The 23,668-nt window shown below is 59.8% G+C and carries 32 protein-coding genes and 1 tRNA gene; 19 read left to right on the top strand and 14 right to left on the bottom strand.

Translation table 11 applies throughout. The features are described from left to right. Positions 1–88 precede the first annotated feature (88 nt). The 4 genes from AC1D0N_RS20160 to AC1D0N_RS20145 form a co-directional block, all read right to left on the bottom strand. Positions 89–748, bottom strand: a complete 660-nt coding sequence (locus tag AC1D0N_RS20160; RefSeq protein WP_477246929.1) for a TerC family protein — start codon at positions 746–748, stop codon at positions 89–91. Positions 749–956: 208 nt separating this feature from the next. Continuing rightward, a complete protein-coding gene (locus AC1D0N_RS20155) occupies positions 957–1,364 on the bottom strand; it encodes a DUF930 domain-containing protein (protein WP_477246927.1) in 408 nt (135 codons plus the stop codon). A 19-nt stretch (positions 1,365–1,383) separates the two neighbouring features. After that, a complete protein-coding gene (locus AC1D0N_RS20150; protein WP_477246925.1) occupies positions 1,384–1,815 on the bottom strand; it encodes a hypothetical protein in 432 nt (143 codons plus the stop codon). Between the two features lie 106 nt (positions 1,816–1,921). Continuing rightward, positions 1,922–3,658: a hypothetical protein gene (locus AC1D0N_RS20145; RefSeq protein WP_477246924.1), complete on the bottom strand. Its 1,737-nt coding sequence runs from the start codon at positions 3,656–3,658 to the stop codon at positions 1,922–1,924. A 241-nt stretch (positions 3,659–3,899) separates the two neighbouring features. Here AC1D0N_RS20145 and AC1D0N_RS20140 point away from each other — a divergent pair, with 241 nt between their 5' ends. The 4 genes from AC1D0N_RS20140 (at position 3,900) to AC1D0N_RS20125 (ending at position 7,136) form a co-directional block, all read left to right on the top strand. Continuing rightward, positions 3,900–4,763 carry a bile acid:sodium symporter family protein gene (locus tag AC1D0N_RS20140; RefSeq protein ID WP_477246922.1) on the top strand — a complete coding sequence of 288 codons (864 nt, stop codon included), beginning with the start codon at positions 3,900–3,902 and terminating at the stop codon, positions 4,761–4,763. A 292-nt stretch (positions 4,764–5,055) separates the two neighbouring features. Next, positions 5,056–6,291 (top strand): pilus assembly protein TadG-related protein, encoded by a 1,236-nt coding sequence (locus AC1D0N_RS20135; RefSeq protein ID WP_477246920.1) that lies wholly within the window; start codon positions 5,056–5,058, stop codon positions 6,289–6,291. Between the two features lie 4 nt (positions 6,292–6,295). Next, the gene (locus tag AC1D0N_RS20130; RefSeq protein WP_477246918.1) at positions 6,296–6,736 is read left to right on the top strand and encodes a TadE/TadG family type IV pilus assembly protein; all 441 of its coding nucleotides are present in this window, start codon (positions 6,296–6,298) and stop codon (positions 6,734–6,736) included. Further along, on the top strand, positions 6,726–7,136 hold the full coding sequence (locus AC1D0N_RS20125; RefSeq protein ID WP_477246916.1) for a TadE/TadG family type IV pilus assembly protein: 411 nt from the start codon (positions 6,726–6,728) through the stop codon (positions 7,134–7,136). The genes AC1D0N_RS20130 and AC1D0N_RS20125 overlap by 11 nt, the downstream gene beginning before the upstream one ends. Before the next feature lie 187 nt (positions 7,137–7,323). Here AC1D0N_RS20125 and AC1D0N_RS20120 read toward each other — a convergent pair whose 3' ends face one another. Together AC1D0N_RS20120 and AC1D0N_RS20115 are read right to left on the bottom strand one after the other, a co-directional pair. Next, entirely contained in the window at positions 7,324–7,542 is a 219-nt protein-coding gene (locus tag AC1D0N_RS20120) for a hypothetical protein (protein WP_477246914.1), read from the bottom strand. 66 nt (positions 7,543–7,608) lie between these two features. Continuing rightward, entirely contained in the window at positions 7,609–7,815 is a 207-nt protein-coding gene (locus tag AC1D0N_RS20115) for a hypothetical protein (RefSeq protein WP_477246912.1), read from the bottom strand. A gap of 234 nt (positions 7,816–8,049) precedes the next feature. On the opposite strand from AC1D0N_RS20115, the gene AC1D0N_RS20110 reads away from it, so the two are divergent. The 3 genes from AC1D0N_RS20110 (at position 8,050) to AC1D0N_RS20100 (ending at position 9,964) form a co-directional block, all read left to right on the top strand. Continuing rightward, positions 8,050–8,208 (top strand): hypothetical protein, encoded by a 159-nt coding sequence (locus AC1D0N_RS20110; protein ID WP_477246911.1) that lies wholly within the window; start codon positions 8,050–8,052, stop codon positions 8,206–8,208. Positions 8,209–8,433: 225 nt separating this feature from the next. Continuing rightward, on the top strand, positions 8,434–9,324 hold the full coding sequence (locus AC1D0N_RS20105; protein WP_477246909.1) for an adenylate/guanylate cyclase domain-containing protein: 891 nt from the start codon (positions 8,434–8,436) through the stop codon (positions 9,322–9,324). A 373-nt stretch (positions 9,325–9,697) separates the two neighbouring features. Next, on the top strand, positions 9,698–9,964 hold the full coding sequence (locus tag AC1D0N_RS20100; protein ID WP_477246907.1) for a hypothetical protein: 267 nt from the start codon (positions 9,698–9,700) through the stop codon (positions 9,962–9,964). Between the two features lie 226 nt (positions 9,965–10,190). Here AC1D0N_RS20100 and AC1D0N_RS20095 read toward each other — a convergent pair whose 3' ends face one another. Together AC1D0N_RS20095 and adhP are read right to left on the bottom strand one after the other, a co-directional pair. Further along, positions 10,191–10,481, bottom strand: a complete 291-nt coding sequence (locus AC1D0N_RS20095; protein ID WP_477246905.1) for a hypothetical protein — start codon at positions 10,479–10,481, stop codon at positions 10,191–10,193. 191 nt (positions 10,482–10,672) lie between these two features. Beyond that, on the bottom strand, positions 10,673–11,746 hold the full coding sequence (gene adhP, locus AC1D0N_RS20090) for an alcohol dehydrogenase AdhP (RefSeq protein WP_477246903.1): 1,074 nt from the start codon (positions 11,744–11,746) through the stop codon (positions 10,673–10,675). 148 nt (positions 11,747–11,894) lie between these two features. On the opposite strand from adhP, the gene AC1D0N_RS20085 reads away from it, so the two are divergent. Further along, complete coding sequence (locus AC1D0N_RS20085; protein WP_477246902.1) at positions 11,895–13,415, top strand: aldehyde dehydrogenase family protein; 1,521 nt, start codon at positions 11,895–11,897, stop codon at positions 13,413–13,415. A gap of 156 nt (positions 13,416–13,571) precedes the next feature. Here AC1D0N_RS20085 and AC1D0N_RS20080 read toward each other — a convergent pair. The 3 genes from AC1D0N_RS20080 to AC1D0N_RS20070 form a co-directional block, all read right to left on the bottom strand. Beyond that, positions 13,572–13,661 (bottom strand) — tRNA-Ser (locus AC1D0N_RS20080). A gap of 73 nt (positions 13,662–13,734) precedes the next feature. Then, complete coding sequence (locus tag AC1D0N_RS20075; protein WP_477246901.1) at positions 13,735–14,940, bottom strand: tyrosine-type recombinase/integrase; 1,206 nt, start codon at positions 14,938–14,940, stop codon at positions 13,735–13,737. Between the two features lie 12 nt (positions 14,941–14,952). After that, the gene (locus AC1D0N_RS20070) at positions 14,953–15,525 is read right to left on the bottom strand and encodes a hypothetical protein (RefSeq protein WP_477246899.1); all 573 of its coding nucleotides are present in this window, start codon (positions 15,523–15,525) and stop codon (positions 14,953–14,955) included. A 64-nt stretch (positions 15,526–15,589) separates the two neighbouring features. Between AC1D0N_RS20070 and AC1D0N_RS20065 the strand changes: the two genes are divergently transcribed. The 10 genes from AC1D0N_RS20065 to AC1D0N_RS20020 all read left to right on the top strand — a co-directional run bounded on the left by AC1D0N_RS20065 (position 15,590) and on the right by AC1D0N_RS20020 (position 21,102). Then, the gene (locus tag AC1D0N_RS20065) at positions 15,590–15,934 is read left to right on the top strand and encodes a hypothetical protein (RefSeq protein WP_477246898.1); all 345 of its coding nucleotides are present in this window, start codon (positions 15,590–15,592) and stop codon (positions 15,932–15,934) included. A gap of 166 nt (positions 15,935–16,100) precedes the next feature. Further along, positions 16,101–16,361: a winged helix domain-containing protein gene (locus AC1D0N_RS20060; RefSeq protein WP_477247194.1), complete on the top strand. Its 261-nt coding sequence runs from the start codon at positions 16,101–16,103 to the stop codon at positions 16,359–16,361. Positions 16,362–16,667: 306 nt separating this feature from the next. Then, positions 16,668–17,294: a hypothetical protein gene (locus AC1D0N_RS20055; RefSeq protein WP_477246896.1), complete on the top strand. Its 627-nt coding sequence runs from the start codon at positions 16,668–16,670 to the stop codon at positions 17,292–17,294. A gap of 114 nt (positions 17,295–17,408) precedes the next feature. Further along, the gene (locus AC1D0N_RS20050; protein ID WP_477246894.1) at positions 17,409–17,705 is read left to right on the top strand and encodes a DUF6074 family protein; all 297 of its coding nucleotides are present in this window, start codon (positions 17,409–17,411) and stop codon (positions 17,703–17,705) included. Between the two features lie 73 nt (positions 17,706–17,778). Continuing rightward, positions 17,779–18,261: a hypothetical protein gene (locus tag AC1D0N_RS20045; protein WP_477246892.1), complete on the top strand. Its 483-nt coding sequence runs from the start codon at positions 17,779–17,781 to the stop codon at positions 18,259–18,261. 29 nt (positions 18,262–18,290) lie between these two features. After that, a complete protein-coding gene (locus AC1D0N_RS20040; RefSeq protein ID WP_477246890.1) occupies positions 18,291–18,665 on the top strand; it encodes a hypothetical protein in 375 nt (124 codons plus the stop codon). Then, positions 18,662–19,051 (top strand): helix-turn-helix domain-containing protein, encoded by a 390-nt coding sequence (locus AC1D0N_RS20035; protein WP_477246888.1) that lies wholly within the window; start codon positions 18,662–18,664, stop codon positions 19,049–19,051. Before AC1D0N_RS20040 ends, AC1D0N_RS20035 begins: the two co-directional genes overlap by 4 nt. Further along, positions 19,048–19,212: a hypothetical protein gene (locus AC1D0N_RS20030; RefSeq protein WP_477246887.1), complete on the top strand. Its 165-nt coding sequence runs from the start codon at positions 19,048–19,050 to the stop codon at positions 19,210–19,212. The genes AC1D0N_RS20035 and AC1D0N_RS20030 overlap by 4 nt, the downstream gene beginning before the upstream one ends. Next, positions 19,212–19,700: a DNA-packaging protein gene (locus AC1D0N_RS20025; RefSeq protein ID WP_477246885.1), complete on the top strand. Its 489-nt coding sequence runs from the start codon at positions 19,212–19,214 to the stop codon at positions 19,698–19,700. The genes AC1D0N_RS20030 and AC1D0N_RS20025 overlap by 1 nt, the downstream gene beginning before the upstream one ends. Continuing rightward, positions 19,675–21,102 (top strand): hypothetical protein, encoded by a 1,428-nt coding sequence (locus AC1D0N_RS20020; protein ID WP_477246884.1) that lies wholly within the window; start codon positions 19,675–19,677, stop codon positions 21,100–21,102. The genes AC1D0N_RS20025 and AC1D0N_RS20020 overlap by 26 nt, the downstream gene beginning before the upstream one ends. On the opposite strand, the gene AC1D0N_RS20015 is transcribed toward AC1D0N_RS20020, so the two are convergent. The 3 genes from AC1D0N_RS20015 to AC1D0N_RS20005 are packed head-to-tail and all read right to left on the bottom strand — an operon-like array spanning position 21,077 to position 22,375. Then, positions 21,077–21,496 carry a DUF6941 family protein gene (locus tag AC1D0N_RS20015; RefSeq protein WP_477246882.1) on the bottom strand — a complete coding sequence of 140 codons (420 nt, stop codon included), beginning with the start codon at positions 21,494–21,496 and terminating at the stop codon, positions 21,077–21,079. The genes AC1D0N_RS20020 and AC1D0N_RS20015 overlap by 26 nt on opposite strands. Continuing rightward, entirely contained in the window at positions 21,493–21,906 is a 414-nt protein-coding gene (locus tag AC1D0N_RS20010; RefSeq protein WP_477246880.1) for a helix-turn-helix domain-containing protein, read from the bottom strand. Before AC1D0N_RS20010 ends, AC1D0N_RS20015 begins: the two co-directional genes overlap by 4 nt. Next, the gene (locus tag AC1D0N_RS20005) at positions 21,890–22,375 is read right to left on the bottom strand and encodes a hypothetical protein (protein WP_477246878.1); all 486 of its coding nucleotides are present in this window, start codon (positions 22,373–22,375) and stop codon (positions 21,890–21,892) included. The genes AC1D0N_RS20010 and AC1D0N_RS20005 overlap by 17 nt, the downstream gene beginning before the upstream one ends. A gap of 273 nt (positions 22,376–22,648) precedes the next feature. On the opposite strand from AC1D0N_RS20005, the gene AC1D0N_RS20000 reads away from it, so the two are divergent. Beyond that, the gene (locus AC1D0N_RS20000) at positions 22,649–23,665 is read left to right on the top strand and encodes a hypothetical protein (RefSeq protein WP_477246876.1); all 1,017 of its coding nucleotides are present in this window, start codon (positions 22,649–22,651) and stop codon (positions 23,663–23,665) included. Positions 23,666–23,668 lie beyond the last annotated feature (3 nt).

Raw genomic sequence — 23,668 nt, 5'->3', positions numbered from 1 at the left:
GGCATTGGTATGGGCGCGCCGCAGATGCGGCGAAACGCACGGCATCTGCCTTCGAAACGAATCTATCGAAACCGCGGAACGGGTGGCTTCAGCCCACCGCGGCGTTCACATGCGGCAACACTTCCACCACGCCGCGATAGACCATGTCGACCGCGACATAGAGGATGATCGCCAGGCCGATATAGGCGATCCAGCGGTGGCGATGCAGCAGCTTGGCGATAAAGCTTGCAGCCAGGCCCATCAAGGCAATCGACAGCACCAGGCCAATGACCAGCACCGGGAAATGATCGCGCGCCGCACCCGCGACCGCCAGCACATTGTCGAGCGACATCGACACATCGGCGACGACGATCTGCAGCGCCGCCTGGCCAAGCGTCTTGCGCGGCGCTTTGCCGGCCACCATTCTGTCGCTGTTGAGGTCGGAATCAGACAGCGCCTCGGTCGCCTCCAGCTCATCGGCATGGGACGTGCGCAGCTCGCGATACATCTTCCAGCACACCCACAAAAGCAGGATGCCGCCGGCAAGCAGCAGTCCGACGACCGCCAGCAGCTTGACGGTGATGGCGGCAAAGCCGATGCGCAGCACCGTTGCCGCCAGCACGCCGACGAGGATAGCCTTCTTGCGCTGTTCGGCCGGCAAGCCGGCGGCGGCCAGGCCGATGACGATGGCATTGTCGCCAGCGAGCACAAGGTCGATGGCAATGACCTGAAGCAGGGCGGTCAGGCTGGCAGCGCTGAAAATGTCCATCGACTGGAAGTCCCTTGCTCGTTGGCCGAGTGTGCGTCGTCGGATATCCCGACGCCCTAACGTGGATACTTCCTGCGCGTCAAGACACCGCCGGAAACAACATCAGCGCGTCAGGCTTTTGCGGCGGCAAAGCGGCGGACTACGACGATCGCCGACAGCGGGTGAAATACCGCTTCATCCCGGCAAATCCAATCGTAGAGGGCGAATTCTAGTCGTAGAGGTTGTATTTCGCCCAATCGGTTTCCGGGATCTCGTCGCCGATCCGGTAACGGAGCTGTAGCACTTCCATATGGTCCGGCGCCGTTTCGCATTTGAATTTCAGCCGGTACCACTGCCCCTTGCTGCGAAAGGCAGCCCCTGGGCTCTTGATTGCGTCGGCGCCCATTTCGGGCGTCGAAAAGGCGTAAGCGACGACACGATCGGCTTTGAATTTGCTGTCGTCATGCGTGATCCGATCCAGAACTTCGGCGTCACATCGCTGTTCGAGGCGGGTTTGCGGGTCTAGCTTCAGCAGGCCGGCGCGTAGCGCACTGTCCATCGCGAAAGCCGGAAAACCCAGCGTCACCGACGCCAGGACCATAAGGCAGAGCTTTTTCATGGGCGCGAGAAGCATCATATTTTGTCGGAGAAATCAACTATGTGCCGTTCTGGGGCGCGTCCGATCCGGTCAAACCATCGTGTTCGTGGGGAAGGGGCCGGCTCATGATCGGATCAGGAAACGGGGCAGCACGCGACTTCAACCGGCTGTAGAGCTGGGCAAGCCGCAGACGAGCAAGGGTCAACCCAGCGGCTTTGCCGATGAGTGCGGCAGCGGCGAGATAGAGCAGGATGCACCACCAGGCGAGGGCGCCGTCGAACCCCCTGAGTAGCCCGAGCAGTATGGATCCGACAAGGACGGCCATGACGGTGACCGAGCCCTGTTCGCAGCCGCAGGCGAAGTAAGCGCGGTTCAACGCGCGCTCGGTGCCTTCATCGGCGAGCGGGCCGGCCAGCCGGATGCGCCGGATAGCCGGCTTGCCGCTACGCAGCTGCTCCAGGCTGGCGAGGCTGTCTACTATGTACTCCATGGTGGTCTTCTCCCCAAAGCACGCCGCGTGCAGACGGCGGCGCGCTTCAAGCCCTTGTTTTCATGCATGCCACCCAGAACCGCTGCGCGCTTTCGGGCGACCTGCATCAGGGAAAGATCTTGTCGAGCGCTTCGGGCGTGGTGGTGATCCACTGCCACACCGCCTCGGCGTCGGCACGGGTGAAGTTGGCTTCGCCGCTGCCAAAACCGTAGTTGCCGATCGTCTCGCCCCAATTGGTGCCGAGCGCCGGCTTCCACATGATCTCGGCCGGGCTGGTGTGCCCGTCATGGTTCAGTCCGACATAGTGCCCGATCTCGTGGATCGCGACATACTGAAAGACGACTTCCGGGAAGCGGTCGCGGAAGGTGGTGCCGGTCGGGCTGCCGTCGCCCAGGGCCGGTCGAAACCATGAGGTCAGGCCGTGCAGGCTGGTGCTGACGTAACCGAAATGGGCAATCACCGGCACCACACGCAGGTCCTCGTCACGGTCGGGGCGACCCATCAGCCGCAACAGGTCTTGCTGCACGGCATCGTCGTTTTCGTCACTGGCGAGCGGGACGAAGCGGGACTCGGTCACCGCGACCTCGCCGATCGACGGCCATGTGAAGTTGATGCCGACCTGAAAACCCTTGCGCTGGGCAAGCTCCAGTCGATTGCGGAACGCATCCCGCTTGATCGGGTAGGCGGTGAAGGAAGGCACGGCGCCGGCGCCGAGTTCGAGGAAATCGTCGAGATCGGTTTTCGTCACCGTCGTCCTGGTGCCGGTGTAGACGACCTCGCCCTCGAATTGTTCCCAAGCCGCCTTACCCTGGCAGTCGGTGAAGCGCCCGGCGACAGCGTAAAGATTGAGGGCGCCGGAACGGTGCAATTCACGCAGGAACTCGCTGGAGTGAATTGCCATGCGACGCGGCGCCAGTTCCATGGGCACGCCGATCGGAGCGCCGCCCAGGCGTGCTCTTTCTTTCGAGCGCGCCAGCCGGTCCGGATCCTTGGCCAGTGCCGCCGACAGGGCGTCGTCGATGATGGTTTCAAGACCGCGTTTGTCGATGAGCTCGCGCGGGCCGACATAAAACACCATGCCGAGCAGGCGCGTAACACTGGTGATCACCCGCAGGACATTGAAGATGCCCAGTCCTTTCTGGATGCGGCACCAGTCCAGACTGAGGATGCCGATGACCAGATCGCGGATGCCTTCGACGGTATCGCGCACCCAGTCGACCACATCGGCCGCCCAGTCCAGCAGGCCTTCGAGGGCGCCGAAGATCGCGCCGAAGAAGGCGCAGGCGCCGTCGCCGAAAATGCAGAAGGTGCGGCCCAGCGAGCCCAGAAGGTCGCCGACCTCGTGCAGGATTTCGGCCACGTCATCGAGCAGCGACACCACCAGTTCGAACACATCGTCGACCGCGTCGACGACGTCGTTGACCAGGTCCCAAAGGGCCGAGAACGCCTTCACCGGATCCTCGAACAGGCAGACGAAGAAAGTGACGAGCCGGGTGATCACCTTCAGCACCAGTTCGACGACGATGCCGACAACCGTGGTGACGATCTTGCAGACAAGATGCGTGACCCATTTGCCGATGGTGATGACGACCCAGGTGACGACCCGGACCACGACGGTAACCAGCCAGCAGAACCACTTGTTGCAGCAGGCGCACCACCAGTCGCAGTCCTGCTCGCGGCAGCGCTTTTCCTGCTTGCTGACCCAATTCTCAACCGGCTGTTGCACCTGCTCCTCGACCCAGGTGGTCACATTCTCGCAGGCTTCGCGCGCCTCGGTGATGAACCGCTCCACGGGAGTGAGCACATTCTCAGTGATCCATGTCGACACTTCACGGCAGGCCATGACACTGTCCCTCCTTGGCCAGGCCAACCGCTGAAGTCCGATCAGCCTCGGCCCTCATCTGTGCCATCTAGGCGATCAAGCGTCTGTGACCTGCTTCTCAATCCAGCTCAGGGGCAGCACGCCAGATTGCCGACGGCGCGTGCCGATGCGGCGGGCCGGAATGGCGAATAATTCCGTATTCATTATTTTGCGCTAATAGATCCGTTCGCGGACCTTGGCTGGTCAGCGGGGGAGCACCAGCATGCAGCACAGCGCCACCTTCAACATCTTCCTGCCGATGGCGCTCGTCGTCATCATGCTTGGGCTTGGCCTGTCGCTGAAACTCCAGGATTTTTCGCAGGTCCTTTTGCGGCCGAAAACCCTGCTTGTCGCTCTTGTCGTGCAGATCTTCGTGCTGCCGGTCGTCTGCTTTGCCATCGTTTCCGTTTCGGCGCTGCCGCCGGCCATCTCGGTCGGCATGATGTTGCTCGCGGCCAGCCCCGGTGGGCCGACGGCCGTTCTCTATACCCATCTAGCCAAAGGCGACACGGCGCTCAGCCTGACGCTGACGGCGATTACCTCGCTGGTGGCGCTGGTTTCCGTGCCGCTGATCACCAATTTTTCGCTGCAGCATTTTTATGGCGCCGGACAGATCCTGCCGTTACCGGTCGACAAGTTCCTGCAGTTTTTTGCCATTGTGCTGGTTCCGGCTGCGATCGGAATTGCAGTTCAGCACCGTTATCCCACCCTGGCGGACCGCCTGGAGCGCCCGGTCAAACTGCTGGCGACGCTTTTCCTGGCGGCAGTCGTTATTTTTGCGGCGGTCAGCCAGTGGGACGTGATCGTCACCTGGGGACCGGTCGTCGGCCTTGCCGCCCTGGCCTTCAACCTCGCAAGCATGACGATCGGCTATGGCATACCGGTGCTACTGCACCTCGAAAGGCGGCAGGCGGTCGCCGTCGCCATGGCCACCGGCATCCACAACGCCGCCTTCGTCATCACGCTCGCGCTCAGCGAATTCCTGCTCAACAATGCCGAGATGGGAGTGCCGCCGGCCATCTACGCCCTGATTGCCTACATCACCGCCGCAGCTTTCGTGTTCATGTTGAACAGGTCGGCCAGATAGCCCAAGTCTTTGCAGACGGTTTGCCGCGGCGGCGCGGACACGCGATCCTCCTGCGAATGACGATCCAGAAGGCACCGGAAGGTGCTTTGCGCTCTGAAGGAGAACCGCTCAACTTAGAGATCGGGGTAGCCGGCACCTGCAACGGAGGTAGGCCAGCTGCGAGCCTCTAGGAAGGCCTTTTTTGCTGTTGTATCGGCGGAAGAAAGAAATTGCCGGCTGCTTCTGTCATTTGCAAAGAATCGGAATGGAGTTCTTAGCCATTCGTTCACTTATGCATGTCTTCTAATAAGATATGTCATTCAGCGTCTTCACCCGGGTCCTCTTTGTCTTGGGCCGCCTAAGTCGGGCCACGAACGCGAATGTTGCCATCATCTTTGCGTTCACCTTGCCGGTTGTGGTAGGCGCCGCGGCCTTCGGGGTCGAGACCTCCTATTGGTATTACAGCAGCCTCAAACTGCAGGCAGTTGCGGATGCCGCAGCTTATGCTGGCGCCCTGGAAAAGATTTCCGGCTCCAATAAGCCCACGATCATCTCCGCCGCGACGCTTTCGGCAACGTCCAATGGTTTTGTAACACCACCAGGGACAATTGGCGTTTTCACACCGCCGTCATCCGGTCCAAACGTCGCAAACAAGGCGGTCGAGGTGATCGTTCACCAGAACCTGGATCGATATTTCACCGCAGTATTCAACCAGGGGCCCGTTCCCGAACAGGCAAGAGCGGTGGCTCTCATCACGGACGCTTCAAAAGCCTGCGTACTGGCGCTCAATCCCTCCGCGTCGAAGGCGGCGCTCTTTTCCGGCAGCACAAATGTCAAACTGACCGGCTGCTCGGTCATGGCTGATTCGATTGCCGCGGATGCCATCAAGCTGCAAGGGTCGGCAGCTCTGCAGGCCGATTGCCTGATATCGGCAGGCGGCGTTTCTCTGAGCAACCCCGTAACGACCGTCTGCGCCGCGCCGATGACCCAGGCGTTGCCCGCCGCCGATCCTTTCGTGAATTTGCCGACGCCGGCAGCCACGAACCCTTGTCAGAACACCAAGCCGTCGACCCTGCAGCCCGGAACCTACTGCTCCGGACTGAGCTTGAGCGGCAATGTGACACTCAAGCCCGGTGTCTACGTCATTCAAGCCGGTGATTTCAAAGTGAACGCGAACGCCCACATTACCGGTACCGGCGTCACCATCTATCTGGCCGGAAGCTCGCGTGTCAGCATGAACGGAAACGCTTCAATCAAACTCAGCGCACCGACATCTGGCACCTATTCCGGGGTGCTGCTCTATGGCGACAGGACCAACCTTGGCGGGCAGAACACGATGAATGGAACCGCGGATTCCTTGCTGACCGGCGCGCTCTATTTTCCAACGCAGCAGGTCAATTATCTCGGCAATTTTTCCGGCACGGGTGGTTGCACGCAGGTCGTCGCCGACACGATACAGTGGTCAGGCAGCAGCACCATCAAACAGGATTGCACGGGCCTCGGAATGAAGGATATTCCGGCGACGCAGTCCGTGAAGCTTGTCGAGTAGCACGATGGACCGGCCTGCCGCCCGAATTCTGCGGAACCAGTCCGGTGTTGCCGCCGTGGAATTGGCGATGGTGCTGCCCATCCTGTGTTTGGTTCTGCTCGGTATCATCGACGGGTGGTCTTACGTCACGAGCTCATTGTCGATGCGCGCCGGCGTCAAGACGGCGGCAAATCTCCTGATGGCCGGCGCAGCCAACGACACGGCCACACAGGCGATCGCCCTTTCGAGTTGGGAAAGACATCCCGACGACGCACAGGTCACCATGGCGCGGCAATATATGTGCGGCAGTACGGTGGTGGATGCGTCAAGCCTCTGCGCCGGGCCGAAAGTGCCGTCGATCCTCGTCCAGATACAAGCGACAGCCACCTGGGTGCCACCTTTCGCTTTTGGCCGTTTCGTGGATCCCCGCACGATCACCCATCAAGAGGTGATCCGTGTCCGCTAGACAGACCGCGCGTGGACTGCGTCGAGACCGATCCGGCGGAGCGGCGCTGGAGTTTGCGCTGATCGCACCCATTCTGGTGATGCTTTTGTTCGGGATTTTTGCGTTTGGGTGGTCCTTGAATGCGGAGTCCAGCGTTCGCTACACGCTGGAGACGTCCGCACGTGCGCTGCAGCTGAAGAATTCGCTGACACAGAGCGACATTCAAACCATCGCCACGAAAAAACTGCTGACGTTGGGGTTAAAGGATGTCGTGGTCACGATCGTAATTGATGCCGCCAGCGGAGGTTTTCGCATGGCTCATCTTACCGCCAACTACGCCTATGTGATCGCGTTCCCGTATTTCGATCAATACCCCATTAATTATTCAACAACCGTCACCGTCCCGCTGGTCGCCAGCTAAAAGGTACCGCCGGCTTTCGTTGAGTTGGCGGCGCCCAACCCAGACCGTATGACGTCGATCCTGCGGATTCCATAGCCTGCCCATACAGAGAGACAGAGACTGAGAGAAGACCACAGACCGAGCGGAGAGGAAACGAAAACCGAAACTTACGAAAGAAGACTTTGAGACCTCCGCTTTGGAAAGAAGGTCAATCGCGATTTGTGCGGCTGGGATCGATCTTCACCATGCAGCCTGCGGCCTCGACAGCAGTTCGTATCCGGCTGTGCAACGCGAGATTCTCGGCCAGCATTTTTTGTGTGCGTTCCAGAGCGAGTTCGGTCCGGCTGATGCGCTGCCTGGCATTGGCAACTTCCGACGACAAAATATCGGCCGCCATCCCGTGGCCGTGGGGTTCCAAATTGTCCATGGGTTTCCAACTCATGACGACCGAAATCGTTCCCTGGTGTCGGGCGCAAAAATCCCAAATGAGAAGTCAATTGACGCTGCCGTGATGAATCGTCAGGCGCTTTTTGGCCTCGACTACGCGCCGTTGGGCGGACCTGATCCTGCAGCAAAGTGCGAGATTGAGGGCGACGCCAGCTTCCTCGTCCAACAATTCATTGGCGCGCTTCAGAGAGTTCTCAGCCCGTTTTATGCGCAGTCTGGCGTCGGCCGCTTCTATAGAGAAAACTTCAAACATTGTTCCGCTCCCTTCGCGGTTGCGGTCCCTTCAAGGGGGGAAACAGCCGCCGGTCGCATCAGTTCCGACCCTGCGTCACTCTGGCCGCTTGGGTTGACGGGGCAATGGACTCGCCACCGCCTGGATGCACTGAGCATTCGGAGCATGTTTTCTCCTGGCCTCTGATGTCGCGGGCTCCCGCGCCAAAGCTCCGGCCATGACGAGCGCGAAGCCGAAAACGAGCATGGCGGGGATGTGCTCGACGAACCGCACGACAGGGAAGAAGGCGAGCCATCGCTTGCCTGGACGAACCATATCGATCAGCGGCTCGCGGGGAAAGTCGACGCCACGGTATGGTTTGAAGACGGCGAAAAGGACGCCGGCGAGATGGCAGAGCAGCCGGACCACTACTGAAAAGGGTGCAAATTTGCACCCTTACCGCATGGCCCGCTGCCCTTACGGTAGCGGGCCTTTATCATTCAGGGCGTGATAAAATGTGCGGCGCGGCCCACCTCGATGTCGCGTCGCCTGTAGCGCCAGACCGCGCTGCCGTGCATTCTACAACGCAAAGCATCAAGGACTCGGGGACGGGTGGCAAGTTCGGTTGTAGAGATAAGCCGGTGCCGGAGCTTTAGGACGATGGATCAGGAAAGGCTTCTAGTCGCAGTCCTCTTAGCCGATGTGGTGGGCAGCACGCCGCTCTATGAGCGCATCGGCGACGATGCCGCTCTGCAGCAGGTCTCGGATTGCCTAGACGCGATACGCGAGATCGCCGTCCGGCACGGCGGTGATTTCATTCACTCGAAGGGCGATGACGTGCTTAGCCTGTTCGAGAGGCCAGAGGCGGCGCTGGGGGCCGTCCGTCAAATTAGCAGCCAGCTGACGAAAGGGGCGCTGACCACCCGGATCGGATTGCACTTCGGGCCGGTTATTCGCACGCGGGGCGAAGTATTCGGCGACGTTGTCAATGTCACCGCGAGGTTGTCCACCACGGCGAACCCGGGGGAGGTGCTGATCAGCCAGAGCTTCTTCGAATCCCTTTCCTCAGAGGGCCGCAGTGCCTTGCGGCTCCTCGACAAAATGCCCTTCAAGGGGAAGGAAGAGCCCTTCGACGTCTATACCCTGGGTAGCGACGATGGGGCCCTCACTACGCAGATCGCCAGCCGGGGCACCATTATCGATAGGCGGTTCGCCCCGCCAAGGCACATCAATCTGGTCATCCGGTATGGAGATCAGTTGCGATCTTGCCGCAACAACGAATTCGTGACCATTGGCCGATCTCCTGAATGCAATATCGTCGTCCTGCGGCCCTGGGTCTCAAGGCACCACGCGACCTTCACCATTTCGAACGGCAGGGCGGGACTTGTTGAGCGAAGCTCGTCCGGCACATTTGTGTCGACTGGACCCGACCATGAAGTGTTCGTGCGCCGTGAAGCCGTTCTACTGTTCGGCTCCGGCGTCATCTCGCCTGGACGGAGGTCGTCCCTCAGCGACGCTCAGATCCTTAGCTACGAAATTATCTCAGGCTGACCCGGCGAAGGCGGCCAGCAGTCAAACAACCGGGGTTTCCTTTTGGGGCGGTCGGCTGGACCGAGCACATAGACCAGCGCAAGGCCGGCATTGTCGAGACTGGCACATGGTACACGCCGGATGGAGAGCCCGATCTTGGCTGGACCGGCCATGGGCGTGGGTGCACTGCGGACGAACCCCGAGGCGATCGGGAAGGCAACGACGAGCGGGAGCAGACCGACAAGAAAGCTGCAAATTTGCAGGATTGGCCCGCTGCCGAGAGGTGGCGGGCTCTTTTTACTGGCACTATTCGCCGTCGTTGCGGACAAAATGTGGTTGACGTAACGTTAACTAGGCGCAATCATTACGGATTGTGCAGGGTGAGGGCGTTTCAATGAAACTCGTTGTTTTTGGCGTAGCAATGGTATTGGCCGCCACCGGAGCAGCTGTTGCGAAAGAGAAGAAAAAGGTGGCCACCGCTCAGGCTACAACCTCGTGTTCGGCAGCTCATATGAAGGCTGGCAGCAAGCCGACCCCGAAACTGGATTGCAAATCGACAGGCACCGTTGTTGCGCGACCGTCAAATCGGGCCGCAAGCTTCCTGGATCATTATCCGCGCTTAGGGTATGACACCGATCCGTGGATTCAAACTGGCTATTGACGGCGGCTTCGGGGCCTTTCTTTTGTCCAGCGCTGCCTCACGATGGCGGGTTTTTTCATTTCCGGTGGTCGCTGAAATACGCAAAGCCCGCCTTTCCCGCTCCGTCTAATGGTAGGACAGCGCCCTTTGAAGGCAGCCGCAACACCCCTAGCCGGTTCGCGCGCCGGGGGAGATTCTCCTTGCGATCGGCAACTGGCGATCGGTAATTGGCGGGAAGCCGTGGCCGTCACGGGACAAGGCCAACCGGTTCGTCGCACTTGTATACCGGGCAGCGGCCGTCACGGGTCGGGACATAGACCGACATCGGCACCTGAGGCCAGTCGCACTCGTTGCCGAATTGCCTCACATAGCGGTCATAGGTGTTGGGGCCGGTGGTCAACACCACGGCGCGCTGGCTCTGGATCAGTTGCTGGAGCTGCTGGCAGCTCATCGTGCGGGTGTCGGGCCGGGCCTCAGTGAGGCCGGTCGCGGCAAGCAGGATCGCTGCTGTCGTCAAAGCAGTTAGTGGGATGGACATGGGCGATATCCTCGGGCAGGGCATGCGAAACTCGCATCCCGGCCAGCGGTTCCGCAAGAGCCAGTTGGCCGTCTTTTTGCGGCGCAACCAAATGGCGCGTCGGCAAGCATGGCGATCGGGACATCCGCGCCGGTGGTGCGGCGCGGACGCTCAGAAGAGATACGCGATTGATTCCGGAGTATCTGTTCCGCTTAGGCATAAGCGGCTTCGGTCTTCCTCGCGCTGGTCTCTATCGGCGCGGTGAGATCCAGCACCATACGGCCCTCGATCTTACCTCCCTTGAGCCGCGCGAGGACCGAGTTGATGTCGCTCAACGGCGCCTTGGTGATCTCGGCCCGCACCTTGCCCTCGGCCGCAAAGGCAATGGCCTCGTCGAGATCGCGTCGTGTACCGACGATTGATCCGCGCAAGGTAATGCGCTTCAGCACGACATCGAAGATCGGCGTCGGGAATTCTCCCGCCGGCAGACCGACGAGGGCAACCGTACCCTTGCGGCGCACCATATGCACCGCCTGGGAGAAGGCGGGGGGCGAGACGGCCGTCACCAGAATGCCGTGGGCGCCGCCGCCTGTCGCCTTGAGGACATCGGCCACTGCGTTCGGAGAGCGGGCGTCGATGGCCACATCAGCTCCGCTGGCACGCGCCAGAGCGAGCTTGTCGGGCGTGACGTCGAGCGCCACGACCTTGAAGCCCATCGCCTTGGCATACTGGACCGCCACATGGCCGAGACCGCCTATGCCTGAAATCGCCACCCATTCGCCAGGACGTGCCTCGGTCTCTTTCAACCCCTTGTAGGTCGTGACGCCAGCGCACAGGATCGGCGCCATCTGGGCGAAATCGACACCAACTGGAAGGCGCGCGGTAAAGGCTGCCGAGGCGATGACATATTCGGCGAAGCCGCCATCGCAGCTATAGCCGGTATCGTGCTGATGCTCGCACAGCGTCTCCCAACCGGTCTCGCAATATTCGCAGCTCAGGCAGGCGTCGTGCAGCCAGGCTACGCCGACCGGATCGCCCTCCTTGAAATCTGTCACACCCGGCCCGAGCGCAGCCACAACGCCCGCCACTTCATGGCCGGGAATGAAGGGCGGCACAGGCTTCACCGGCCAGTCGCCGGAAGCGGCATGCAGGTCGGTGTGGCAAACACCGCAGGCGATAACCTTGACGAGCAGTTCACCTGGGCCCGGTACGGGCACCGGCACATCCTCGATCGTAAGCGGCTTGCCGAATGCCCGTACGACGGCGGCCTTCATCGTCTTGACCATGGATCCAACTCCTTTGTCGATGAGGGCAGACTAGGCACTGGGGCGGAAGGTGCTTTGACCGAAATCAATGTGCGTCTTGGGGCAGGGCATAAAGCTGGGGTTTCCGTGGCCTTGGAATGTTCCCGGGCATCAAGACAAGGAAATTGCCATGTCCCAGCACGCCCTCGAACTCGTCCGCTCCAAGGGAAATATTCCAGCCCGCTATGGCAACTTCATCGGTGGAAAATGGGTCGCGCCTTTGGACGGGCAGTATTTCACCGACTACAGCCCAATCAACGGCCAACGCCTCGTCGAGGTGGCGAAGTCGACGCCTGCGGACGTGGAAGCGGCGCTCGATGCAGCCTACAAGGCCAAGGACGGATGGGCGCGCCTGTCACCGGCCGAGCGGTCGCGGCTGCTCAACAAGGTCGCCGATCGGATGGAGGAGAATCTCGAGCTGCTGGCGCTGGCCGAAACGCTGGACAACGGCAAGCCGATCCGCGAGACGCGGAGCGCCGATGTGCCGCTTGCCATCGATCATTTCCGGTACTTCGCTGGTTGTATCCGAGCCGACGAAGGCTCCATTTCCACAATCGATGACGACACTGTCGCCTATCACTTCAAGGAGCCGCTGGGCGTCGTCGGCCAGATCATTCCCTGGAACTTCCCGCTGCTTATGGCGGCCTGGAAGATTGCCCCGGCGCTTGCCGCCGGCAATTGCACGGTGATCAAACCGGCTTCCAACACACCGCTAACGCTCTTGATCCTCGCCAATCTTACCGCGGACATCCTGCCGCCCGGCGTGCTCAACGTCATCACCGGCCCGGGCGGATCGGTCGGTCGGGCGATCGCCGCCAATCCGCGCATTTCCAAGGTGTCGTTCACCGGCGAGACGACGACAGGGAGGCAGATCATGGGGTATGCGGCAGAGCACCTGATTCCGCAGACCATGGAATTGGGCGGCAAGTCGCCAAACATCTTCATGGCCGACGTGATGGATGGCGACGACGAATTCTTCGACAAGGCGCTTGAAGGCTTTGCCCTTTTTGCTTTCAACAAAGGCGAGGTCTGCACCTGCCCATCGCGGGCGCTCGTCCAGGAATCGATCTTCGACAAATTCATGGAGCGCGCGGTGGCCCGCGTTGCAAAGATCAAGGTCGGCGATCCGCTCGATCCTTTGACGCAGATGGGCGCGCAGGCTTCCGGAGATCAGTTGACCAAGATCCTTGACTATATCGAGATCGGCAAGCAGGAGGGCGCCAAATGCTTGACCGGCGGCGAGCGCGCCCATCTCGGTGGCGACCTGGAGAAGGGCTACTTTCTGAAGCCGACTGTGTTCAGCGGCGACAACAGCATGCGGATCTTCCAAGAGGAGATTTTTGGCCCGGTGCTGTCGGTTACGACGTTCAAGACCGTCGAGGACGCGATCCGTATCGGCAATGATACCATCTACGGTCTGGGCGCCGGCGTCTGGTCGCGCAATGGTAACGACGCCTACAGGGTAGGGCGCGGCATCCAGGCCGGGCGGGTTTGGACCAATTGTTATCACGCCTATCCCGCCCATGCCGCCTTCGGTGGCTACAAAGCTTCCGGTTTCGGGCGGGAAAACCACAAGATGATGCTCGACCACTATCAGCAGACAAAGAATCTACTGGTCAGCTACTCGACCAAAGCGCAGGGGTTTTTCTGAGCGTTCAGTGATCGGGCCGGGAACTGGTTGGAATTGCGAAATCCATCCGGCCCGGCCCAAGAGCCGTGGAAGCTGCTTCGTTGTAAAATTCTCTTACTCAAAGGAAAGAAAGCTTTTCCCTACAGCTATTTGAATGGAGATCAGACCTGAGGAATATGGCGGAGGGAGTGGGATTCGAACCCACGGTGAGCTTGCACCCACGCCGGTTTTCAAGACCGGTGCCTTAAACCGCTCGGCCATCCCTCCAACTAGTTGTTCTGATTACGCTTTTTGAGACGGCGAGAGTTGGTCATTTGCCGCTTTGCTACGCACATTGCAACTATTTGGCTTTTCGATTGTCGCTTATAGCTGCCTGCAATGCCGCGTCAACTTGTTCGGCGGCGTCAGCCTGCATTCCCGGCATGACATGCGAATAAAGATCCAGTGTGATGCCGATCGACGAGTGTCCCAAGCGTTCGCTCGCGACCTTCGGATGAACACCGGCCGACAGCATCTGCGAGGCATGGGTATGGCGCAAATCGTGAAAGCGGATACGGGGCAGGGAGGTCTTTCCAAGCACCCGAACCCATTCATGTGTCAGCGACCTGGGCTGCAGCGGTGCACCATCGACCTGGGCAACGACAAAGCTGTCACCATCGGGCCGCAGACCAAGCCGGAGCTGTTCCTCGGCCTGCCGGATGCGATGTGCCTTCAGTTCGGCAACGACACTCGCTGATAGCGCCACGGTCCGCGCACGGCCTGACTTTGGCTCCTTGTATCGGACGCCATCGGTGGTTTGCTCGGCGCTTTCCACAATCGACATTTGCCTGCGATTGTCGCCAAGGTCGAGGTGTCGCCAGCGCAACGCGAGAATTTCGCCGCGGCGCAAACCACACGTTACCGCCAACAGAGCAGGAATGTACATGCGCATGGGTCGAAGCGTTTCCAGCATGGAAGCCGTCTGGCCGACATCATAGGCAAGCATCTTCTGCCGCTCGATCTTCGGCGGTGTTGTCGCTGTCGCTGGGTTGCGAGACAGTCTCTCCCACGTCACCGCTTGGCTTAGCGCTTTGATGAGGACGCGGCGGTAATGGTGGACGGTGCGAGGTGACAGCGGTGGCAGGGGCTTCGGCTGCTCGCCATCCTTCTTCTTGCGATGGTCCGTGCGCGGCTTCGTCAGCGCGGCGGTGAAGGCGGCGTCGATCTTGTCTGTCTTCAATTTGGAAAGGATCACGCTGCCGATCAGCGGCGCCAGTCCCTTTCTACAAATCTCGGTGTAGCGCTCGTGCGTCTTCGGCGCGACCGATGGCTTGATGAAACCCAGCCACTCGTCCAAAAATTCGGCTGCGGTCTGCTTGGTCGGCTCGACATACTGGCCTTGGGTAAGCGCCGTGATCAGACGGGAGCATTCGTTTTGCGCTTCACGTTTGGTGCCGCTGAAGCTATGCCACTTGCGCTTCTTCTTGCCGGTCTTCGGATCGGGCTCGCCGACATCGAGGATGATTGCCCACTTGCCGGGGCTGCGTTCGCGGATGTGGCCCTTCATAGTTCCCTATCCTCAAAATGGGATTTCGTCATCGAGTTCGCGGTTTGGCGTGGGCTTTGGCTTTTCCGGCGGCTTGGCTTTTTCTGGAATTGGCCATTCAGGGGCCGCGAGTTGTGCCGCCCTCAAGGCGGCCTGCATTGCCTTGCCGGCGGCAAAATAATCGCTCTGCTTTTGATCGTCATGGATTTGGATGAAGTCATCGATCCTCGGCCACAGAACGTCGATGTAGTGATTGATGAACGAGCCTCGGGCCTCCGACGTGTAGAAAAAAGGCCAGTGGGTCTTTGCAAAGGCCAGGCGACGTTCCTCCTCATAGGTCGGAAAGAATTCCGACCGCGCTGCCATCCGTAGCGCCCGACAGCCATCGCTAACATCCCAGAAGCGCTGCCAACCGTCTGGCGAATCGGGCCACTGGGGGTCGTTGACCAATTCCTGTGAAGCGGCCGCAACAATCGCACGCTCAACCACCGTAGTGATGTTCTGCCCCTTCAACCTGGAAAGGTATTCCAGAATGAAGCGGGTCTTGGGGTCCAGCCGGATGGTGAGCGTCTCGGTCTTTCCGCCGCGTGTCGCCTCTTTCGCCATCCCGTGCACTCCCGTTTAATGCCATAGCGCTACACCGCGCCTGCTCACATGGCAAGAAAAACCGGTGGATAGCGTGAAATACCTTGGGGAAAGCGCTCGCAAGCCCTTGTTAACCCTTGAACCTGTGGCTCTCTGGCTGTACTACTGGACTAGTGCGTTGGATGATCCGCGCGCAGAACAAAGCAGGACAGGCGACATGACCTTGGAAGACGCATTGAGCCGCCCGACCATTTCAATAACCGATGCCGGGGCGCTGTTTTACGGGCTGAGCCGCAACGGCTCCTATGATGCCGCCAAACGTGGCGACATTCCAACTATCCGCATTGGTAGAAAGATTGTTGTGCCTGTGGCGCCGGTCGCCAAGCAACTCGGTCTTCGCGCCACGGCGGGCATCAAAGAAGCGGCTTGAGCGTCGGTTTGCAGACCGCCGCTCAAGCCTGATCTGGACCAGATTATCGAAGTTCACCCCTGAAATCCGAAAGGAACAGACCGTGCATTCAATAACAGGCGAGGCGTCTCGCGTTAACCCGCAATCTGCGGCGAAGTCCGGGAAATACACAGTCTTGGTCAAGGTAATGCCAGATGGCGTTCCGATGCGCCTGGAAGGGCGCGTAGCATGGGCAATGCGGCAGCTTGTCAAAGCAGGCCAGACCGGATGTACCCCGATCACACATCCCGGCCCTAGGTGGTCCGACTACACCCACAAACTTCGCAAACTCGGGTTTGTCATCGAAACCGAATATGAAAGCCACGGTGGGCCGTTCGCCGGTGCCCACGGGATCTACAGACTGCATTCCCCGGTCGTGATCCTCGAAGACGCGGTGCAAGCTGCTTGAGCGCCCCCGCCAGCACTGCTCACCCGGCAGGGGAAGACACCAACATCCAGCGTGCCGCCAGATGGCTTGCGCTGGGCTCCGTCGATCGGCGCCACGCCATCGTGCCTCAGCTTCAATCTGAATTTCAGCTCACCGCCCTGCAAGCCGTTCAAGCGATCCATGAAAGCCGACTGATCTTGGCGAGGGCGACCTGATGAGCCAGCGTCGCGAACACTCCAGAGAAGGCTGGCTGATTCTGTCAGCCGGGCGGCCGTGGGACGATTGGGTCTATCCCACCGAAGAGGCGGCAAAGAGGACAGCCGAACGATGCGCCGTCGAGAAGGCCGACGTTGTCCAAGGAAAACGCCAAGGGTTTATCAGCGGGCCGAACCAATTCAGCTCCCGGATGCTGTTCGACCGGAAAAGGCGAACGCCATGAAGACGAAGCAGCAGGCTCCCGAGCATTGGACAAAGACTATCCGCCACACGCAGGAATGGCCTGCGTGGCGCGCTCTGTCGTCATCCGCGCAAGCCGCCTATCCGTGGTTCAAGTTCGAATGGCGCGGAGCCGACAAGAATAACAACGGCAAGATACGGCTGAGTGTCCGCCAGCTTGCTGAGAGGATGGGCGTTCGTCCCGATACCGCGGCCGAAGCCATTCGTGATCTGCAACGCAAAGGCTATCTCTTCCAAACGGAAGCTGCCTGCCTCGGCATCGACGGAGCCGCCAAGTCTCCTGCCTGGGAAATCACCGAACTGAAAATGCCGGGCACCGACAAGCAGCAGGATGGCCGCAAGCTTTACCGGGAATGGCAGGAAGGCCGCGATTTCCCGGTCCAAGGTGCCGGCGCCAACAATCCACGCGGCGCCAACGGCCGAAAAACAAAACCCCGTCATGAAAACCGTGACGGTCCTGTCCTGAAAACCGTGACGAAAATGGCGGTAGCGTCATGAAAACCGTGACAGCCCGTCCCAAAAAGCGTGACGAAAGCGGGGGTTCGCCGAGCCAAACCGTCACGGTTTTCGTGACATCCTTATTCTACCATAGCCATACAGCCGGAGGCGGACATGCAGCCGACCCTGTTTGACTGGTCCCCGCCTTGCCAAGTCATCATGTTCCCGATGGGAAAACGCGTAGGCCGCATCCGATCGACAGCAGAGAAGATGCTTGCGAAGCCGACTGACCGGGCCGCCGAATCGTACCGGGACCAAGTGACCGACGCCCTGTTGCGGCAAATGGCAAAGGCCGGCATCGCGGGCGACGAGCAAGATGAGCATTTGGGCGCGTTCTGGTCGGCCGTTGAGGCCGAAATCGTCCGCTTGACCTATCGCAGCAACCAGCCTGGCGGGGGTCATGTCGCATGATCAGCACGGGCGAAGAGGCGCGCTGTACAATTTTGTACCGACAAGATGACAATTTTGTACCGACAGGTGTCGCATGAATGACGATGCCGACGAATTTTCGGAACTGCAGTTGCAGCGGATGGCTGCGAAGCTGCTGGCCGGCTACCAGCCGCCAACGGCGCTATCCGGCCTCGGCGAAAAAGAACAGCGGATGGCGGCAAAGCTGCTCGGCGCCTCGAACGCGGAACGCCTGGCGCGCACCGGCGACAAGCCCTTCAAGTACCGCCGGCCAACGCACGTCATAGAATACCGCATGGCGGCATGGGGCTGGGCCGTGGACCTGATCGAAAACGGCAAGCGCCTGCCGTTCAAGTCGAACCTGGATGACGAGAAGCTGGCAATCGTCCTGGCGGCCATAAAGCAAAAGGGTGTGCCTATCCGACGTTTTGAAACCGAAGGCGAGAAGCAGGACCGACTTGAACGGGAACGGCGTCTGGAAACTAGCCCGACCGTCAAGGAAAGGCCGAAAAGCGCTCGCTTTGACATGCTCTACGAGCTGATGGATTTCCGCCCATGACGGTGATTGAGGGCGGCGGCGGCTTCGTCGTGGTCGACGGCGGCGAAACACTGGCCGGGCCGTTCCCGACCAATGCGGAGGCTTGGCGCGCGCTCGACCGGATGGAAGGCGAGCCGATCTCGCCAGCGGAAAAGCGCGCGGACTGGATTTCGAACAAGATCCTCTCCGCCGGCCCGGTGCCGATCGGCCCTAAGCAAAGCCGGAAGGAAAAGCGACAGGCCAAGAAAATGAAGCGCGCCGCAGCCAAGGCGCCAGCGTGGCTCCGGACGGGAGCAGCGGCCACCTTCGACCCGCACGGAAAGCGGGTCTTCCGCGAATGGCAGCTCGGAACATTCGGTGCGGCGTCGCCGGTCAGGAAGATTGACCCGGCTGACTATGTGGCAGGAAAGGCGGTCGAGAAATGAAGCATCGGCATCGATCAGAACACCGGCCAGCGCTCCCGTTTCACGCGTTCAGCAGTTTCAACAAAAAGGGCGGCAAGACGGTCGACGCCGTGGCGCGCAAGAGGAACCGCGCGTTGGATTTGTACTCAGAGCTGGCGACCTACGAGAAGATTGCGGAGTGTCTGGACATTTCGGTGACGACCGTCGTCCAGTACGTCGCACGGGCTCGGCAACAGGGCGATGTCCGGGCCAATCGATCGTTCAAGCACCGCGGTCGCCTGCAGGCATTACAGCGGCGGAAGTCGATCCGCGAAATGAAGGCGCTCGGCATGCCGGCTCGGGAAATCGCCAAACGGCTCGGCATCAACGTGCGGCTCGTCCAGATCAGACTGAAGGAAAGCGCATGACGCGCGACGATGAATGGAAGCGCATTTCGGCAATGGCCGGGCTCGACGAGGACGGCAGCATTCTGCCTCCGGCCGCAGATGGCGGGATCGATCGCTCGCCGAATCCGTGGTGGCGAAACCGGAAATGGAAGGGCGATCAGCCGAAAGGCCAGGAAGAGTGATGTCAGCACCAGCAGGAAACCAATTCTGGAAAGCGCGCAGCTCACATGGCCGCAACCCGATCTTCTCGACGCCTGACGAGCTTTGGGAGGCAGCATGCGAGTATTTCGAGTGGGTGGACGCCAATCCGCTCTATGAGGCCAAGCCCTTCGCCTACCAGGGCGAGGTGAAGATTGAGAGCCTTGCCAAGATGCGCGCAATGACGATCGACGGGCTTTGCATCTTCCTCGATATCGCTCGCAGGACGTGGGACGGCTACCGCGAGCGCGATGGCTTTCTGCCAGTCACGACGCGCGTAGAGGAAATTATCTTCACCCAGAAGTTTGAAGGGGCCTCGGCTGACCTGTTGAACGCCAACATCATCGCTCGGGATCTGGGCCTTTCCGACAAGACGGAGCTGTCCGGCAAGGGCGGCGGGCCGCTCGTCGTCCAGGTGCTGAAGCTGGCTGATGCGGTGAAACCCGATGCCGACAATCCAGCTTCCTCATAACGGCTGGCGGCCCCGCTGGTATCAAAAGAAGGCATGGGACACGTGGGAGCAGGGTTGTAAGCGTCAGCTGCTCGTATGGCACCGACGCGCCGGTAAGGACGAGATCAATCTGAACATGCATGCGGTTTCCGCCCATGAGCGGCCGGGAACGTACTGGCACATGCTCCCGGAGGCCGCCCAGGCGCGCAAAGCGATCTGGAATGCGATCAACCCGCACACAGGCAAGCGACGGCTTTTCGAGGCGTTCCCTGAGCCGTTGATCGAAAACATGAACGACAATGAGATGTTCGTCCGCTTCAAGGTCGGATCAACGTTTCAGGTCGTCGGGTCGGACAACTTCAACAGCCTGGTCGGCTCGCCGCCGGTCGGCATCACGTTCTCAGAATGGGCGCTCGCCAATCCAGCAGCATGGGCCTACCTGTCGCCGATCCTGGCGGAAAACGGCGGCTGGGCCTCGTTCATCACCACGCCGCGCGGCAACAACCACGCCAAGGGCATGCTCGACGCGGTGAAGGGCAACGTCTTTCACCCGGTCACGAATCCGCGCGGCTGGTTCAGCGAAGTCCTGCCTGCCAATGTCACTGGCGCCATCGACGAAATCAGTATTGAGGAACAGCGCGTGATCTACACGGGCCTGTTCGGCAAAGAGACGGCAGACCTTCTGATCGACCAGGAGTTTTACTGCTCATTCGCTGGCGCACTGATCGGCTCCTACTGGGGCTCGGAAATCGCGAGAGCGGAGCGCGAGGGCCGCATAGGTGGCGTGGTCGAGGTCGATCCAGACTATCCGGTTCATACCGCGTGGGATCTGGGCAAGGCGGCAAACAACCCAATTTGGTGTTTCCAGGTCATCCACGGCGTCCCGTACATCGTCGATTTCTTCGTGCCGGAAAGCGAGGACATCGCCGATTGGTGCAAATGGCTCGACAGCAAGGTCTACCACGGCAACGACTATGTTCCGCATGACATCCTGCATCCGCAGTGGGGAACCTCACGGACGCGCCTCCAGACTCTGAAGGAACATGGCCGCAAGCCCAAGATGGTCGGCATGGCCAGCTTTGCCGATGGCGTCAACGCCGGCCTGCAGACGATCAAGGTTGCCCGCTTCGCCAACAACGAGCGTGTGAACGATGGCCTGGAGGGGCTGAAGGTGTTTCGCCGCGAATACGACGAGGACAAGAAGGTCTTCATCAACACCCCGGTAAAGAATTGGGGCGAGCACTACGCGTCGGCGTTCCGCTATCTCGGGCTGTCCTGGAAAGAAGCTATCGTGGCCACGGTGAAACCGAAGCCGGAGAGCAAGGACACCTATACGGCGATGCCAGATGGATCGATTCGCAGCACCCAGACGGTCAAGGAAGCCGTTGAGGCGATGATCAGGAGGCGACGGACCGGGAGATGATATTCGGAGTGGCGTCTGGTGATAGCACTCCAATTCGGCCAACTTCGAATGGCTGACCATTGGAAAGTGAAAGGGTCACAACAATATCGCCCGTTCTATCCACCGAGAAAACAGACGCACCCAGAATAAAGATTGTTGGCCGACTGCCATCTCTGACGTGAACCACATTCTCATTTTGGATACAAGGCGTACCATTCGGGGCTGTCGCAACGATTTTGAACGGATGGGTGCCAACTTCCAATCCGACCACTGTGACCCAAAGAGCCAATGTCACAAATGACGGAAAGTTTGGCGGGATCATATCGCCGGAATACACGCCAACGAGAATATGTTTACTGGAAATTTCTTGACGTATATCGTCACAGAATATTGTCGTACCACGCAGGTTATTCACTGCGCCATCTCCATCTCACGCATCGTACCTGCTAAGATAATGGTATTAGCGCTATTAGACGACGCAAAGTGTGACGGCGATATAATCGCCATATTCGAAGCGGGTTGATTTCGGGTATTATCGGGTTGTTCCAAGTCTATATCGAATAATGGGTTACCCCGCATAGCCCAAACCAAGAGAGCCACAGACTCCAACGTGAGGTTGCTGTAGCCGGACAGCCAGCGATGGATTTGAGATCTGTTGACGCCCAACTCAGAAGCAATCGCCTGTTTGGTGAGCTTCATAGACTTCACGCGGTTCGTGAAGGCAGCTTGCAGCCGACGGCCTACCAGAGCCACGAACGAGGCAACAGCCTCATCCTTCGGATCTAGGGTAAAACGCCCACTGGGTTCTTCACTCTGAAACGACATCATCTTCTCCAGCTCCGGCGAGATATTTAGGTTCGTCCAGTTCGATAGCCTTCCGGGCCTCGATAACGGCGATCCGATGCTTCTCATAAAGCGATTTGTCAGCTTTGAGGTCCTTGAACAAAGCGCCTGAGACAGCGACGAAACAATTAGGCTTGTGGAACCAACCAAAGAAGCGCAGGTCGGGCGTGCGAAACTCCCAAACGTCATCGGTTAAAGGTCGCATCTTTCGAAAGGCCTTTGTCCCGATCATTGGCTTCCCTGAGATGTAATCTCTCAGAATGCTTTGCGCTTGAAGGGCAGGTCGAATGTCTTCCGGATAAAAAGACGTAGCTCCCAAAACTGGCCCCTTCAACCATGCCATAAATGTTCGATAAGCGTAAAACCACCGGTCTGCATAGTCACCACGAGCGAGTTCGAGCTCCACCAGGAGGAGCACATCGCCTTTCTCTAGCTGCTCGATTGTTGCCATATAAGTCAACAACAAAAGATTGACAAGATAATGACTGGTGTTCGATTCGGCAGTTTTTTCGCCACGTGCCCTCCCATGTCTTTGCCGACGATGTGTTAGGCCGCTCCTAGCGCGATTCCAAGCGGCTTATGATTTCGTGCTGCTAATTTCAGTCTGCACTCCAGCCCAACGATTGGAGCGCCGATGCCTCGCGCTGGTGGAGTATACTCGGCCCCTCCGGGGACCACGGCCACGCCGAACACGACCGTCCAGAGCGCGCCGTACAATGCGCTGGTGGCCGATCTTGTCGCCGATGCCAATGCGGCCAGGCCAGTATCTGCCGGCGGCTCCGGGTCGTCCACCGCAGTGGGTGGCAACGACAATTTCAACCTGTACGGCGCCGACATGGCGTCGGCCGCAACGCTCAATCTGGCGAACTCGACCGGCTCGATTATCAACGTGACGGGTACGGTCACGATTACCGCGCTCGGGACGCTCGCGGCCGGTGCCGAGCGCGAATTGGTGTTCCAAGGCATCCTGACGTTCACGCACAACGCAACCAGCCTTATTCTGCCAGGCGCGGCGAACATCACCACAGCGGCCGGCGACGTGGCCAGGGTTAGGTCCAAGGGCTCAGGCAACTGGCTATGCGTCAGCTATCAGCGTGCTAGTGGTGCGCCGCTCGCCATTGCAGCATCGGCAACCATCGTCACGCCAACACTAACGCTAAAACAGAGCGCCGCGCCGACGCCGACTGCCGAAGGCGATATCCAGTGGGATACCGACGACAATGTCTTGCTCATCGGCGATGGCGCTGCCGCACAGACCTTCGTTCCGTTCCCCGCATCGGTGGTCGCTGGCGACCTCTTCTATGCATCAAGCGCCAAAGCTCTAGTCAGGCTCCCCAAGGGCACCGCCGGGCAGGCACTGCTGATGAACGCAGGCGCGACGGCGCCAAGCTGGGCAACGCTTCCATTCACAAAGTCGTTCGAAAGCGCTCAGCAGACGATCACGTCCGCAGGCGCCCTCACAATCGCTCACAGTCTCGGCGCATCGCCTAAGCTTGTCGTAGCGGCGCTTCAGTGCGTTACCGCCGAAAACGGGTACGCAATCGGTGAAGAAGTCACCATGGAAATAGGCAAGCATGACGGTTCCCCGGCTCGCGGGCTTTCGGTGAAAGTGGATGCCACCAACTTAACGGTCCGGTACGCCAGCGACAGCGGTTGCTTGGAGTATATCCACGGGACAACCGGCAACAATGTCGCCCTTACCAATGCTAACTGGAAACTCGTCTTGCGGGCTTGGGCGTAGGGC

Source organism: Mesorhizobium sp. P2_E10, from assembly GCF_056404235.1.
Note: the sequence above shows the minus strand (reverse complement) of the source record. Positions and strands in the feature narration are given on the sequence as shown.